A 13,388-nucleotide genomic window follows, 5' to 3' on the forward strand; every position below is an offset into this window, starting at 1 on the left:
TTATGCTAAGGCATACATCGGGTTTCTTATATACTGATTAACAGCATTCCTGTAATACTCCACTTTGTTTCAAACCAAGTAATTCAAGTTCTTACTCTTTGCATTTCAAACCTTAAAAAATGTTATTATTGCCACCATAAGTACGTAACCAACCACGAGAATACCCACAGTCTGTTGATATCGACTTTGAAAGTACTCTCTTTAATTCAGAAAGCTATTCTACTGCTTAAAAAGGCTTTACTCCTCGACCGCGTTTGCATTTAGGGCTGAACGGACTTTCTTTTTCAACTCTTTTCATCCAACGATGAACCGTTAACCAGCGAACTGAAATATTTTCTGCAACTTTAGCTGGGCTCAAGCCATTTTTAACCAATAATAACGCTTGAAGTCTCATCTGCCTATTTTTTTGCAGGAACGACTGATAGCATGGCAATATCATAAGTGATAAACATATCCAAGCTTATAATTAAACTAATATAGTTATCTCAAATATAATAATGCCGCATTATATGAAGAAGTGATTATTATAAATGGTATTCTTCTCACTACCTTTGCCCTATCCGATTTCAATAATATCCTGGCCTTTGAGGATTTGTTGGCATTAGTGGCTTTCCTTCTATGTTCAGTACAAACACTTGTAATTTTTCCCGTTGTCAAGGTTATGCGCATTCCGATTGTGGAGTCAATTCAGAAATCCGGCTTCCCCTCGACTTTATATGAGACAGTTTTGAATGCACCGCACAGTTCCTACCTCTCAGAACTGTTTAACAATGCACCTTAAAGCTTACAACTGGGATGGCATCGTAAGGTAACTATGTATTTGTTTCTATTGTTAACAGATTTTGCTTAACTCCAACCTGTAGTCTGGTAAACTAGGGCTCCGAAAAGCCCATGAGTCTTCAACTTGTGGTAGTTTACTTCTGGACTTTTCTTGTGGATTCTCTGTCAAAAAAGATATTTTTCCCTTTAATGCTAAGTGGAATTCCCATTGCTACGTCTGCATCGATCATCTCAAAATAACAGGCAGCTGCCCCGGCAGAATACATAATCCTGTTGTCAACGCAGAGGTCCTTTGCCTTTGCAGCAGCCGAGCCAACAGCAATCCCGAGGTCCAGGTATTTGATCATGCACTGGGGACCGAGGAACTCTTTCCGCACTTTTTCGTGTTCAAGCATCTTTTTACAGGTTTCAAAACCGCATGCTCCGCAGTCAAGGTTGCCTACACCTGAGGCTTTCAGACCTATAAGGACAATTGCGTCCGCGTCCCTTACATTTTTTGCGTCCCTGATTAGAAACTTAAGGTCTTTGATTTCACTCAGCTCTTCCATCCTGCTGGCAAGTTCTGATTTTTCTTCAGGGGAAAGGAGGCAGGTCACAATATCGTCAATACCTTTGCCCTTCGGAGCTGTCCGGGCCGCGGTGAGCATTATTTTTGCAAGCATTTCAATGGATTCGAGTTCAGGGTTTAGTTTCATGCGGAGAAATTGGAAACTATTCTATAAATAGGTGAATCCGGGATGAGTCTATCCCACAAACTTATTTACATATTCAAGTCGATATATTAAAGACTACCATGACTCCCGAAGAAGCTGCAAAAAGAAAAAAAGAATGGGTCGCAAAGATGAAGCAGGAAGGCAAAATGAAAGAGAACATGAGCGAAGACCATAAGACCGTCCTGAATGCGCTCCAGAACCCTGCCCGGAGAAAAATCCTTAAAGCCCTTGAAGGGCGCAGGATGTCCCTTGAAGAAATCAAAGCAGAGTTCAAGCTCACTGATTACCAGGCACGCTACAACCTGAATATGCTTGAAAGCACCCTCTGTATCGAAAAGGAGGACAGCGAGGAACCTGCATATTATGTCCTGACCCCACGGGGAGAAGGGTATGTGGAAAATGTGGAGTTGAAGAAGTAAAACAGACTGATGCCCGAAAAGGGACTCCGTTTTTAGCTCCATAAGCAATAAAAACAAAATACATAGACCCAAAACCTTTTTTTGTAAGCATTTTTCTAGCCATGACAATAGCAGAAAACTCAAGATCCGAATTTTTCTTGAAAATCAGAAGCGAAAATAAGGGTTCAGCCAGTGAAAAAATCATTCAAACGACTTATCACTCAGTATGAGACATTTTTCAGAGGAACCCGTCATTCATAATGGGAATCTAATTCCGGTTTCAAAAGATAGATTCAAAAAAAGTATTCATAATGCCCGGGGTAAGGAACTGTCAGATTCTTCCCGGACGTCAAAAAGATCTAATTTTAGCGGACTTTAAACGCTCTCGTACTTCTTCAGGATATCTTCAAAAGCATCCGCAACAGTGCCGAGTTTTTCTTTTCCGAGCCCGAAGGTACTGAGCTTGAAAAATTTTGTAAGCCCGGACTTGATGCCGTGTATATTGCGTTCTTTGAGTTCCCTGTACAAGAAGTACCTTCCGTTCTTGACTTTCTGGGAGATTTCATAGAAACCCGGGGCTTCGAAGAACATAAGGTCATGAGAATGGGGCTTCTGCCCGCGCTGGATAAAACCCATGCCCTCAAGCCTTGAAGAGAACCAGCGGGCGTTTTCAACTTCCTGGTCCCAGTTCCGGACGCGCTTTACCACCTCAGGGAAAGAAGCCATCAAGGTCATAACCGTAGCTCCCCTTGCAGTGCATCCCAAAAGTTCGACTTCCTTTACTTTACTGTGTACGGATTTCCTGAACACGACCGGAGCATATTCCTCGCTTACCCCGAGCACTCCGACCGGGCCTGATGCTGCCATTGACTTATGTCCGCTACCCACTACAAAGTCAACCCCGATTTCTTTTGCAGATACCGGCATTCTTCCTACGGAGTACGCTCCGTTCAGAAGAAGGGGCACGTTATATTCGTGGCAGACGGATGCAATTCTTCTGGCATCTGGAACGTTTCCGTAACTTCCGTCAGGATAAGTAACAAGTGCCAGAGCTGGAGGTTTTCCGCTTTCTTTTGTGACCTCTTCAATTGCGGTTCCATATCCTTCAGGGTCAAGGAAATATTCCGGGCTGCCTGCATGCGGCACTACTTTGATATTCAGACCGGCTCTCTCGGCTGCAACATAAGAGGAATAATGGGCAAGCCCATCAAGCACGATCCAATCCCCGGGCTTTCCTACTGAATGCATAATTGCAAATTTTGATTCTCTTGCCCCATTTGTAACTCTTGCTTCATCACAACCCAGAAATTCAGGCAGTGTCTGATGTACAAAATCATGGATAGGGGGTTTTTTAATCTGGTCCAGGACCCCACCACAGAAGTCGCAGACAGAGTAACCGTCTCCCCATTCAACAAGAGTCTGTCTGGCAGCCTCGGTCAAAAGCCCGCCGGTCTGGAGAGGATCGATATTTATGCTGCCAAGAGTTTCTCGTTTTATGAAACCAAACTTCTGTAAGGATGAATCGTCAAGTGTCATATTCTTTATACCTCAGCGAAATTGTAAAATTATTTCAAGGTGTGAATCTATAAGTTAAAACGTAAATTCAGGATTTCTGGTTAAACTTACGGTTCTGTCTAGATTATAAGACTTCCTGTTAGCTGGTAAATAGACTTATTGCTAATTACAAGATTTATGAATCCGAGGGTACGTTTCTGGTTTACTGTTTATAACGTTATGGAAACATTTACTGTAGATTGAGTTTAATGTTTCTTACATAACTTAACCTGCAAGCTCTATGTATCAGTGATATGCCAAGAATTCATAAAAAAGTATGCCGGAAATAACCTGTAAAAAGAGCACTAAAATGCTGCAGAGTAGAGACTGCCATAGAAGAGAGAGCTGAATTTCATTTACCTGAAGGCATAAAATGGGAAGAAAAGCACTATCCAGAAGCTTTTACTTGAAGAGGCCTTTAACTAAAGTACAAAGCAGAAGAAAGCCCCTGATAGAAGAAAGATGGAGCAAAACGCCTTAAAAAGACGTCCTGCAGTCATCGGCTTCAGGCATTTACTGCCTTGCTGAAGACATCGATAAACTCGTCACACTGAGCAACAATGATTGCTGCCGTTTCCTTTAAAACCAGAATCGGGTCTGATCCATCGGTTTTGAGGTAAAGGATAGGGTCGCTGATGCTCACATGTTTCATGTCGTAAAAAGCTGCTTCAACCCTTTCATCTTTAATCAGGAGGTCCTTAAGAAGATTGAGAAGGGTATGAGTTTCGCCTCTGAGCTCAACTTCGAGCTCGTTATTTGTTTTGGTAATGATGTTCAGTTCCATTGGTGACCACCTGTAAATGGTGAATAAAATAATCGGCTATAACAGCTACCATAAAGGCATAATCCGCCATAAAATACCGAAACCTGCATAAAGTAAGATGGGAAAGAGAAATTTACTGGATTCCTTTCCCGTACTCGGTTGAGATTTTACGGGTTTCAGTCATATTGCATACAGGGCATTTAAGCTTTTTCCCTTCCAGCACAAGTTCTCCTCTGCAGTTTGAGCAGTAAGCTTTTACAACTCCAAGAGAATCTTCGGCTGTAGTGAGGCGCAATCTATCAACATCAATGACTCGGGCTTTTATGATATCAGACGGTCTGAACTCATCTGACAGTCTCTTGACATAGGAGTCCCTTACATTTGAAACGTGGATATCCCCGGACCTTGTGTTGACAATTTCCCTGTTTTCTTTTCCTTCAATTCCTGCAACTTCCACCATTGCCCCGGACTCGCGGACGTCAGTGATCCTGCCGTAAATTATGTCCCCTACTCTCAGTATATTTGGAGTAAGGGTATTCGGCTTAACCGAGACTACTCTGGCTTTTCTGTCAATGAGTACATTGCCAGTAGCAGTAGAATAAATGTCTCCAGCAATTGTTGCTGTTCCAGGGCCTGGTTTGAATTCTTCTGTAGTTCCGACAAGTTCCCCCGGAAGAACAAAACCTCCTTTTTCAAGGTCTTCTTCCGATTTCACAGCTTCCCCGGCAGGCGGCCTGGAACCCGGCATTTCCTTCCGATCTCTGGGACCTTTCTTGGGGTATGGAAATCTCCTCTTTTTGTTAGGGTCGCCTTTGAACTGGTCCTTTGACTGGTCTCTTGAGTGTCCCCTGAACTGGTCTCTGGGCTGATCTCGAGATTGATCTCTGGGTTGATCTCGAGATTGATCTCTGGGCTGATCTCGAGATTGATCTCTGGGCTGATCTCGAGATTGATCTCTGGGCTGATCTCGAGATTGATCTCTGGGCTGATCTCGAGATTGATCTCTGGGCTGGTCTCGGGGTTGACGACTTTTAAACTGGTCCCTGGACTGGCCCTTAAATTGATCTCTGGGCTGATCTCGAGACTGGTCTCTTGGCTGGCTTTTAAACTGATCTCGGGATTGGTCCCTTTGCTGGCCTTTAAACTGATCCTTGTTTTCTGCAGTTGCTGGAACCGGCTTTTCGGCAACGGATTTTCCTTCACCAGGGCTTGTTAATTTTTTCCTGGTAGTCTTATTTTTTCTAATTCTAATCATGATCCCTCATTCTAATTATCGCTATTAGTGAATATATATAGTCGTTATAAATAGCCACGGTCTTATTTTTTTCAGTAATCGTTATAGAGCTTTTGGCGGAAATTGAACCCATTTGATTGCCCATTTAAGGAATAGGAACCATCTATTCCCATATTTTCATAGATTTATTATTCCCTTCTGGCAGTGTGTACAGTTCAGTGCATACAGAAGGAATTATCGTAAGTATCCATCGTAAGTATCCATTCAAAGTATTTATCCAAGGTTATGTATCTCGATGTGATTATTTACGCTATGTATTTATTCTCTACGTTACGGATTTATTCGCTATGTTATAACCTGTTCTCTATTCAATGAGTTATGGATTCCGCCTTTTAAATAGGAACCTGAAGGTGAAAGCTGTAAAACATGACGCCTAAATGACTCGTGAACCCGGGCCTTATTCATGAACAGCAATTCTGTAAATCTCTACTTCAATAATCTCTCTTTCTTTTTGATGAAAGTCGAAAGTCCTTTTTATAGGGAATTTCGCAACATAAGAGTGTGTAATGACCGCAGGCTTAATGAACTTTTGGATAAAAGCAAGGCTTCCGCGGTTGTGGATGGAATATATTACCTCACTTGTTCTTAATGCTGACGAAAGAAAGGGTCTGTCTCTGCCTTTAACTCTTGCCCCGAACGGAGGGTTCATAAGAGTGGTTTTTACGCGTTCTGAGACTTCCGTAATATCGGAGCAAACGAACTCAACCTCCACTCCGAACTTCTCGGCATTTTTTTTTGCAACCTTAAGCGCCTTTGGGTCCGCATCATATCCCAGAACCTTCCTGGCCCCCAGAATTTTTGCCCCTATTGCAAGAATGCCTGTACCGCAGCCCAGGTCCTGGACTGATTCGTCAAGGTCTCCCTGCATGTAAGCGAAATGGAGTATTTCCGCAGCAAGAAGGGAAGGAGTCTGGTATTGCTCCAGCTCAAGTTCGGGATTGGAAAAACCTTCTATTTCTTCAAGCAGTATTTCAAGTTTTCTCTGTTTCATATCTTTTGAATTTTCTATGTTCAATCTTTTGAGCTTTTATGCTTCACAACTTTTGCGCTTTTTATGCTTCACATCTTTTGCGCTTTCTCTGTTTTATACCTGGTAAAAGGTTATACAGGTTCTTCAGTAATTTCGTCCAGCACAAGTTTTTCCCATTCGCGTTCTCCAAGCACGATCTCAAATTCTTGTGGCGTCAGCATAGGGGAAGGAAAACGCCCCACTTCGTCCACAGCAAGCCTGGGACAGGCAGTGTTTACGAAAGCATCCACCTTGAACTGAAGTAGCTGGTCCGGGGTTACGAGATCGATAAGGATCAGGGGTGCTTCTTTTCCATGCTTTTTTGCGAGTTCTTTCAGGGAAGAGGCAAGTCCCATCCTCTTCTGCCCGTTTTTGCTTGAGACAATGATCCCGAAAACCTGTGCATCCAGAGATTTTGCAATTACCGCACTGCGCTGGCGGAGAACCCTTGAAGGGTCAACCTCACGAACCTCTCCGGAAAACGGGTCAGCTGCAAGGACACGCCTTTTTGTGGAAAGAGCTACCCCAAGGGGATGGAAGTCACCGCTTCCGATATAAAGGTACTCATCACAATCTTCATCCCTCGCTGCCGAAAAATTGCAGCCGAGCACCTGTCCTGCATAGGCAATCCTTGAGTCCCCACGCCCGATAATGCAGATCTTTCCCCGTTTCTCGAGTACACTGCATGCATCAGGAAGCTTATGGGCATGCTGGACAGTGGTTATCAGGCCTATTCTCTCTCCTTTAAGTTCCGGGACAGCCTTTTCAACAACAGGCCGGACATCAATAGATGATCGTGTTTCAATAAAGTACACTTTATCCGAAAGCTTAACGTCTTCAAGTTCCGCATGCCCGAAGTGGAAAAGAATGTCAACATGATCAAGAAGAGTCCTGTCCAGGTCACACGCCCCAAAGCATGGGTCTCCTGAGATGATAATTTCAGCTCCGGTAGCCTCCTCAACGGTTTTCGCAAGTCCAGGGCCTTTGCGCTTCAGCCCTTCGGGGAACTGAAAGCCCACAAGCTTTGCTTTCGTATCCTTTATTACGCTGATTATATAGTCAGGCCTTAAATCGAATGCTTCACTGATTCCCAAAGACATTCTTAATCTCCACACCCTTCTCGCTCACATCAATTGTGACGAGAATCTTGGGTTCAACCCCTAGTTCCTTCAGCTTAAGATAGCCGTCTCCGCGTCCTATAACGGAAATTACATCCGTTACCTCAACGCCCATAATTTTTAGCGCCCTTACGAGTGCAAGAAGCGTCCCACCTGTACTGATAACGTCATCAACGATAATTATTCGGTCTCCCTTTTTGAGCCCGTTTATATAGAGGACGCCCTTAGAATATCCTGTGCTCTGGGAAAGTTCCACCTCTCCTTCAAGGAAGTAGGGCCTTTTCCGAACAATAGTAAGAGAGATTCCGGTTTTCAGGGAGAGGGCATTTGCAACCGGAATTCCCATAGCTTCGACAGTCAGGATAGTGTCAACATTCATGTCTGCTATCTTTGTTATGTAATCGGAAATCTCTTCTACCATATGGGGATCTATGGAAGGTACACCATCAGAAATAGGATGGATAAAATAATTGTATTCACCCCGCTTGATCACAGGGGAATTAATCAGTGACTCTCTAAGTCTTTCAAGCATGGTTTTAACCTTTTTTTGGCTATTCAATATTCCGAGAAGTAAAAACCCTTAAATTATATCCTGCAACCCCAAGTATACTGCCTCCCGGAGAAGATACGGATATACAGACATTCTACCGGGAAAGATAAATCGATTTCAGGAAACATTGAAGTACTTGATATAGCTTTGGTTTTTCAAGTTCTAGTTCGTTTATATTCGAGATACAGGAAATTTATAATAAATAGTTATCTCAGTGTTAATAAATTTAAGGACAATATAGGTAAAAAACATATGTAAAAAACCGCTAAAAATAAAAAAGAACCCAGAGTAAAAAAGAAAATGGGTGAAAAAAACCCGTCAAATGCCTTCAATCGCCAGTACCGGGCATTCTGCCCTGTTTTAGACTTATTCATCCAGTTATCGACTCCGGGGAGTCCTTATTCTGGGTGCTGACATTTCTCTCCTGATTAAGCAGTCCAAGGACTACATAGGGATTTGCATCTGCCTGTTTCATTTCGCTAAGGGTATCCCCATCAATGTCGATGACTGCGACTTCCGTAACAAGGCCTTCCCAGTTTTCCTGATCCATAAGCCAGAGGTCCTTCTGATATTTTGAAACCCATGAAGGGTCATCTTCTTTTGCCCCGCAATTCGCACTCACTACATCAGAGTTATATCCCAGTACAACTGCTTTCAGAGTTCCTGCATTTTTATCCCTGACAACGAAAATTCCAGCAAGGTTACTATCAATTGCTTCCAGTTCTTCGTCTGTAAGTTCAGAGACAAAAATCCCTCCTTTTCCAGGGCTGGCATCCCAACGCTTTAAGAAAACATCATCCTTACACCAGTGAGGGGTGGAGAAAACAGTATAACTTACCCCCTCTTCAAGAGGATAGTTTTCTTCCAGCCAGTTTGCAAGCACAAAGCCGCTGGAAACTCCTGGACAGAAATGGTTGTGTATTTCCAGGCACTGCATGAGTTCATAATCAAGATTTCCGGTAGCCCAGGCATTGGAAATTGTAAGGATGGCAAATTCGCGCCCGTTAAAAACCGTAGAATTCACTTTTTCATTCCAGGCTGCTATAGACTCCTGACTTCTGGAAAGTGTATCAAAGTCTATATTTTCTGTTACCTGATAGCTGATCTCATCCTCGTCTCCGTATGAAACCTCAATATAAGTACAGTTCCCGCTTGATTTGTCAAAGAAAGCAAACCAGAGAGGAGCATTTCTTGAGTTCTGGACTACAAGCAGGTTCTGTGTATACTGCAGCTCCTTTCCATAAAACTCTGAATAGAAATCATTCAAAAAGAAATCGGACTCTGCAGGAGAGCCGATATCAGTCATTATAAAAGTGTCTTCAGGCCCGAGAACTCCCAGCTCTTCTTCGGCTGCGGAAAAGACCTGATCCATCAGTTCCTTATCATCAACTGGCGGATTAACATTTCCTGTTGAGTTGAGAAGCCCGAGAACTTCATAGGGATTGACCCCTGCCCGTTTCATTTCGTTCAGGGTATCCTTATCGATGTCAATGACTGCGATTTTCGTAACAAGTCCTTCTTCATCCCAGTTATCCGGCCCCATAAGCCAGAGATCCATCAGGTATTTCGACACCCATGCAGGATCATCCTTTTTTGCCCCGCAATTCGCACTCACAACATCGAAGTCAAACCCAAGCACCACTGCCTGTATGGTTCCGGCATTCTTATCCGTAACCACAAAGATTCCGGCAGGAGAGTTCCCGATTGCTTCTATTTCCTCGTCTGTGAGCGTAGAGACAAAGATTCCTCCTTTTCCGGGAGTTGCATCCCAGCGCTTAACGAAGACATCTTCTTTGCACCAGTTGGGGCAGGAGAAAACAGTGTAACTTACCCCTTCCTCAAGCGGGTAATTATCTTCCAGCCAGTTTGCAAGCACAAAGCCGCTGGAAACCCCCGGACAGAAATGGTTGTGTATTTCCAGACACTGCATGAGTTCATAATCGAGATTTCCTGTAGCCCAGGCATTGGAAATTGTAAGGATAGCAAACTCACGCCCATCAAAAATCGTAGAATTCACTTTTTCATTCCAGGCTTCTATGGACTTCTTATTTTTTGAAAGTTCATCAAAGTCTATATTTTCAGCCACCTGGTAGCTGATCTCATTCTCGTCTCCGTATGAAACTTCGATAAAAGTGCAGTTCCCGCTGGATTTGTTAAAGAAAGCAAACCAGAGAGGGGCGTTCCTTGCGTTCTGGACTACAAGCAGGTTCTGTGTATACAGTAACTCCCGTCCATAAAACTCCGAATAGAAATCGTCCAGAAAAACATAAGACTCTGCAGGAGAACCGACGTCGGTGATTATAAGAGTATTTTCAGGTCCGATAACCCCCAGATCTGCTTCGGCCGCAGCAAAGGCCTGAGCCATTAGCCCCTGGTTATCAACTTCAGCTGCCATCCCTGGAATAGAGCCGAGGGAAAAAATAAGTATTGTCAGAAAGACAAAATCCGTGATTTTTGTCTTGATTTTCTTGTTAGTCATTACACTTTCTCCGATCATGCTTTTTCCTCTACTGTCCACAAATCATTTATTTAATCTGACAAAATATAGTATTAGTCAGAAAGCGGTAGTAATATTTAAGATAAAATTTCAATTTTATGTTTTTTAGTGTTACAAAAGATAAAAAAAATAATACATAAAACTTTCGAATTTTGTTAATGTTGAAGATCTTATCAGTAAAAACGAGAACGATAAGGAAATTTATAGGAAAGAAAAAGGAAAAAGGAAAGAGAAAAAAACAAGAAAGAAGAGAGAAAAAAACAAGAAAAAGAGAAAGAGAAGGGAGAAAGAGAAGATTAAAAAACAAGAAAGAAAAGAGAAAAAAACAAGAAAGAGAGAAAGAGAAGAGAGAAAAAAAAGTTAAAAAGGAAAAAGGTAAAGAAAAAAAGGAAGATAAGGGAAAAATAAAAAAAGGAAATTAAGGACAGACAATAGTATCGAAAAGCCCTACTACGATTTCTGCCAGTTCTTTGCTCTTCTCGGTAGAGGTCATGAGGGTATCGGCGCGGGTAGCGCGGCATCCAAGTCTCTCAAACGCGAATTCATCTGCCAGGTCTCTTTCATCGAAAACAAAGACATCAAGGAAGTCCTGATAATATTCCGCAACTCCCATAGAAGAGACCTCGAGCCCGCATGCCTGCATCAGTTTTCCGGCAGGCCCGCTGACAGGAGCGTTTCCTATAATCGGGCTGACTGCAACAACTTTTTTCTGCATCAGCAGTTCCCTCATTCCAGGAAGGGAAATAATAGGGCCTATGCTGGTTATTGGGTTGCTCGGACCTATGAGGACTCTATCTTCCTTCTCAAGGGCTTCCAGAACCTTTTTAGCAATTGAAGCTTCGGAAACTCCTCTTATGTCAACTCCAAGCACATCGGGCTCTCCATGATTTCCGATCCAGAAATCCTGAAAATGCATAACCCCTTTCAGGGTCTCTATATAGGTGGAAACCGGATCATCGGACATGGGTAGAATGTTTGCATCGATCCCGAAAAGAGATGCAAGTTTCACTGTTGCATCCGTAAGGGATGCCCCTCCCCTGATAAGGTTCGAGCGGATAATATGGGTTGCCCTATCCCTGTCCCCGAGCTTCATACTTTCTTCGACCCCGAGTTCCTGCATGCGCTCATAGGTCCTGAAGGTATCGTTTTCTATGCCCCACCACTTCTTCCGGTCAATCTGGTCTGAGAAGAGATAGAGAACTGTGTCAAGGTCTGGAGTGATCAGGTTCCCAGAAACCCACATGTCTTCGGCAGTGTTTACAACAACAGTCAGTTCCTCCGGTGGGAGGATTTCCTTGAGCCCGTCAAGGAGTTTGGGAGTTCCGGTGCCGCCTGAGAATACAATCATGATAATACCTTTTCCCGGATTTTGTTCAGCCTTCGGGTAGCAGCTGCTCTGCAATTAGTATTAAATTAATAGCATCAAAGTAATAGATACAGCAATATATAATGAAATCTGTCTAAAGAATAATGAAAGTGGTCCTTGATCCCGTACACGGTTACATCGAAATGGATGAAATCGTCCAGGAACTTCTGGCTACCCCCCAGATGCAGCGCCTCAGAAGAGTCAGGCAGCTTGGCTTTTCAAACCTAGTATATCCGGGAGCGAACCATACCCGTTTTGAACACTCCCTCGGAGCTATGCACCTTGCCTCCATGCTGATGAAAAACCTCGACTCAATTGAAGAGGATAAAAAAAAGGAAATAAGAGCTGCCTCACTTTTGCATGATGTAGGACATGGGCCTTTTTCTCACGTAACCGAAAACGTTATCGATAAATATACCCGGCGCAGGCATGATGATGTAAAGGAAATTGTAGGGAAAGGGGAAATAAAAGAAGTACTGAAAAAGCACGGGATTTCCCCCGGAGACCTTGCAAAACATGTCAAAGGCGAGACTTCTTTGGGACAGATCCTCAGCAGTGAGATCGATGTGGACAGGATGGATTACCTTGTGCGGGACGCTCATTACACAGGTGTTGCGTTTGGGGTTGTGGACTATAACCGCCTGATCAACCAGATGCGTTTTCATGAAGACAGACTCGTTGTCGACTACGGGGGATTGAAAGCTGCCGAATCTCTTCTGGTCTCCAGATTCTGGATGAATACCTCGGTTTACTATCATCACGTGACCAGGATCTCGGAAGCAATGTGCTCAAAAGCCGTAGAGTATATGATTGAAAACGGGGAACTTGATCCGTCCAGGCTCAGACAGATGGATGACACAGACCTGATAGCAGCCATGCGAAACGCAAGCGGATATGCTGGAGAACTTGCCAGGAGACTGGATGCGCGCAGACTCTATAAGCGGGCGCTCTATACAGGGCTTGAGGATGCAGGAAAAGGTGTGCTCAAGTACCGTGATAAAATTGAGAGGGCAGAGAAGGAGATTGCAGAACTGGCAGGAGTTGACCCACAATGCATACTTGTGGATATTCCAAAGACTCCCGAAATGCTTGAAATGAAAGCAATGATAAAAACAAATCACAGGATGATCCCGCTTAACGAAGCCTCGCATTTCGTGTCCATCCTGCAGGAAGCCCACATGGATAACTGGAGGATGGGAGTCTACTGCCCGAAGGAACACTGCGAAGCCGTGGAAAAAGCTGCAAAGGAATATTTTAACGTAAAAAAAGCCACAAAACAATTTAAGCTGAGCGATCTGGAAAAAACTAAAATGCAGGGGTAAGGGAAACTAAAGCACAGGAATAAG

General features: G+C 43.5%; 13 protein-coding genes and 1 pseudogene. 3 read left to right on the forward strand and 11 right to left on the reverse strand.

Annotation, left to right across the window (positions count from 1 at the left end; translation table 11 throughout):
- Window positions 1–148 precede the first annotated feature (148 nt).
- Window positions 149–464 (reverse strand): annotated as a pseudogene (locus tag ACZ5A8_RS18410) (helix-turn-helix domain-containing protein); the annotation flags it as partial.
- A 450-nt stretch (window positions 465–914) separates the two neighbouring features.
- Window positions 915–1,475, reverse strand: coding sequence for a ferredoxin domain-containing protein (locus ACZ5A8_RS18415; protein ID WP_464530803.1), 561 nt, complete (start codon window positions 1,473–1,475; stop codon window positions 915–917).
- Window positions 1,476–1,573: 98 nt separating this feature from the next.
- On the opposite strand from ACZ5A8_RS18415, the gene ACZ5A8_RS18420 reads away from it, so the two are divergent.
- Window positions 1,574–1,912 carry a winged helix-turn-helix domain-containing protein gene (locus ACZ5A8_RS18420; RefSeq protein WP_464530805.1) on the forward strand — a complete coding sequence of 113 codons (339 nt, stop codon included), beginning with the start codon at window positions 1,574–1,576 and terminating at the stop codon, window positions 1,910–1,912.
- Between the two features lie 354 nt (window positions 1,913–2,266).
- On the opposite strand, the gene pscS is transcribed toward ACZ5A8_RS18420, so the two are convergent.
- The 8 genes from pscS to ACZ5A8_RS18460 form a co-directional block, all read right to left on the reverse strand.
- Window positions 2,267–3,427: an O-phospho-L-seryl-tRNA:Cys-tRNA synthase gene (gene pscS, locus ACZ5A8_RS18425; RefSeq protein ID WP_464530806.1), complete on the reverse strand. Its 1,161-nt coding sequence runs from the start codon at window positions 3,425–3,427 to the stop codon at window positions 2,267–2,269.
- A 523-nt stretch (window positions 3,428–3,950) separates the two neighbouring features.
- The gene (locus ACZ5A8_RS18430) at window positions 3,951–4,229 is read right to left on the reverse strand and encodes a DNA-directed RNA polymerase subunit L (protein WP_229390043.1); all 279 of its coding nucleotides are present in this window, start codon (window positions 4,227–4,229) and stop codon (window positions 3,951–3,953) included.
- Between the two features lie 112 nt (window positions 4,230–4,341).
- Window positions 4,342–4,923, reverse strand: a complete 582-nt coding sequence (locus ACZ5A8_RS18435; protein WP_464530808.1) for an exosome complex RNA-binding protein Csl4 — start codon at window positions 4,921–4,923, stop codon at window positions 4,342–4,344.
- Window positions 4,920–5,396, reverse strand: a complete 477-nt coding sequence (locus ACZ5A8_RS18440) for a hypothetical protein (RefSeq protein ID WP_464530809.1) — start codon at window positions 5,394–5,396, stop codon at window positions 4,920–4,922. Before ACZ5A8_RS18440 ends, ACZ5A8_RS18435 begins: the two co-directional genes overlap by 4 nt.
- 503 nt (window positions 5,397–5,899) lie before the next feature.
- A complete protein-coding gene (locus tag ACZ5A8_RS18445) occupies window positions 5,900–6,493 on the reverse strand; it encodes an METTL5 family protein (protein WP_464530810.1) in 594 nt (197 codons plus the stop codon).
- Between the two features lie 110 nt (window positions 6,494–6,603).
- Window positions 6,604–7,611 (reverse strand): diphthamide biosynthesis enzyme Dph2, encoded by a 1,008-nt coding sequence (gene dph2, locus ACZ5A8_RS18450; RefSeq protein WP_464530811.1) that lies wholly within the window; start codon window positions 7,609–7,611, stop codon window positions 6,604–6,606.
- Window positions 7,592–8,161, reverse strand: coding sequence for a hypoxanthine/guanine phosphoribosyltransferase (gene hpt / locus ACZ5A8_RS18455; protein WP_229390047.1), 570 nt, complete (start codon window positions 8,159–8,161; stop codon window positions 7,592–7,594). The genes dph2 and hpt overlap by 20 nt, the downstream gene beginning before the upstream one ends.
- Before the next feature lie 388 nt (window positions 8,162–8,549).
- Entirely contained in the window at window positions 8,550–10,676 is a 2,127-nt protein-coding gene (locus ACZ5A8_RS18460) for an FmdE family protein (protein ID WP_464530813.1), read from the reverse strand.
- Between the two features lie 158 nt (window positions 10,677–10,834).
- Between ACZ5A8_RS18460 and ACZ5A8_RS18465 the strand changes: the two genes are divergently transcribed.
- Window positions 10,835–11,098 carry a hypothetical protein gene (locus tag ACZ5A8_RS18465; RefSeq protein ID WP_464530814.1) on the forward strand — a complete coding sequence of 88 codons (264 nt, stop codon included), beginning with the start codon at window positions 10,835–10,837 and terminating at the stop codon, window positions 11,096–11,098.
- Here ACZ5A8_RS18465 and cofD read toward each other — a convergent pair.
- Entirely contained in the window at window positions 11,095–12,024 is a 930-nt protein-coding gene (gene cofD / locus ACZ5A8_RS18470) for a 2-phospho-L-lactate transferase (protein ID WP_464530815.1), read from the reverse strand. The genes ACZ5A8_RS18465 and cofD overlap by 4 nt on opposite strands.
- A 122-nt stretch (window positions 12,025–12,146) precedes the next feature.
- On the opposite strand from cofD, the gene ACZ5A8_RS18475 reads away from it, so the two are divergent.
- On the forward strand, window positions 12,147–13,364 hold the full coding sequence (locus ACZ5A8_RS18475; RefSeq protein WP_322225404.1) for an HD domain-containing protein: 1,218 nt from the start codon (window positions 12,147–12,149) through the stop codon (window positions 13,362–13,364).
- Window positions 13,365–13,388 lie beyond the last annotated feature (24 nt).

It is taken from the genome of Methanosarcina subterranea (genome assembly GCF_055385895.1).

What these genes read in the sequence shown, in the direction of transcription:
- ACZ5A8_RS18415 (WP_464530803.1), bottom strand. Translation starts at nt 1,475, where the DNA reads ATGAAACTAAACCCTGAACTCGAATCCATTGAAATGCTTGCAAAAATA.
- ACZ5A8_RS18420 (WP_464530805.1), top strand. Translation starts at nt 1,574, where the DNA reads ATGACTCCCGAAGAAGCTGCAAAAAGAAAAAAAGAATGGGTCGCAAAG.
- pscS (WP_464530806.1), bottom strand. Translation starts at nt 3,427, where the DNA reads ATGACACTTGACGATTCATCCTTACAGAAGTTTGGTTTCATAAAACGA.
- ACZ5A8_RS18430 (WP_229390043.1), bottom strand. Translation starts at nt 4,229, where the DNA reads ATGGAACTGAACATCATTACCAAAACAAATAACGAGCTCGAAGTTGAG.
- ACZ5A8_RS18445 (WP_464530810.1), bottom strand. Translation starts at nt 6,493, where the DNA reads ATGAAACAGAGAAAACTTGAAATACTGCTTGAAGAAATAGAAGGTTTT.
- dph2 (WP_464530811.1), bottom strand. Translation starts at nt 7,611, where the DNA reads ATGTCTTTGGGAATCAGTGAAGCATTCGATTTAAGGCCTGACTATATA.
- hpt (WP_229390047.1), bottom strand. Translation starts at nt 8,161, where the DNA reads ATGCTTGAAAGACTTAGAGAGTCACTGATTAATTCCCCTGTGATCAAG.
- ACZ5A8_RS18460 (WP_464530813.1), bottom strand. Translation starts at nt 10,676, where the DNA reads ATGATCGGAGAAAGTGTAATGACTAACAAGAAAATCAAGACAAAAATC.
- ACZ5A8_RS18465 (WP_464530814.1), top strand. Translation starts at nt 10,835, where the DNA reads ATGTTGAAGATCTTATCAGTAAAAACGAGAACGATAAGGAAATTTATA.
- cofD (WP_464530815.1), bottom strand. Translation starts at nt 12,024, where the DNA reads ATGATTGTATTCTCAGGCGGCACCGGAACTCCCAAACTCCTTGACGGG.
- ACZ5A8_RS18475 (WP_322225404.1), top strand. Translation starts at nt 12,147, where the DNA reads ATGAAAGTGGTCCTTGATCCCGTACACGGTTACATCGAAATGGATGAA.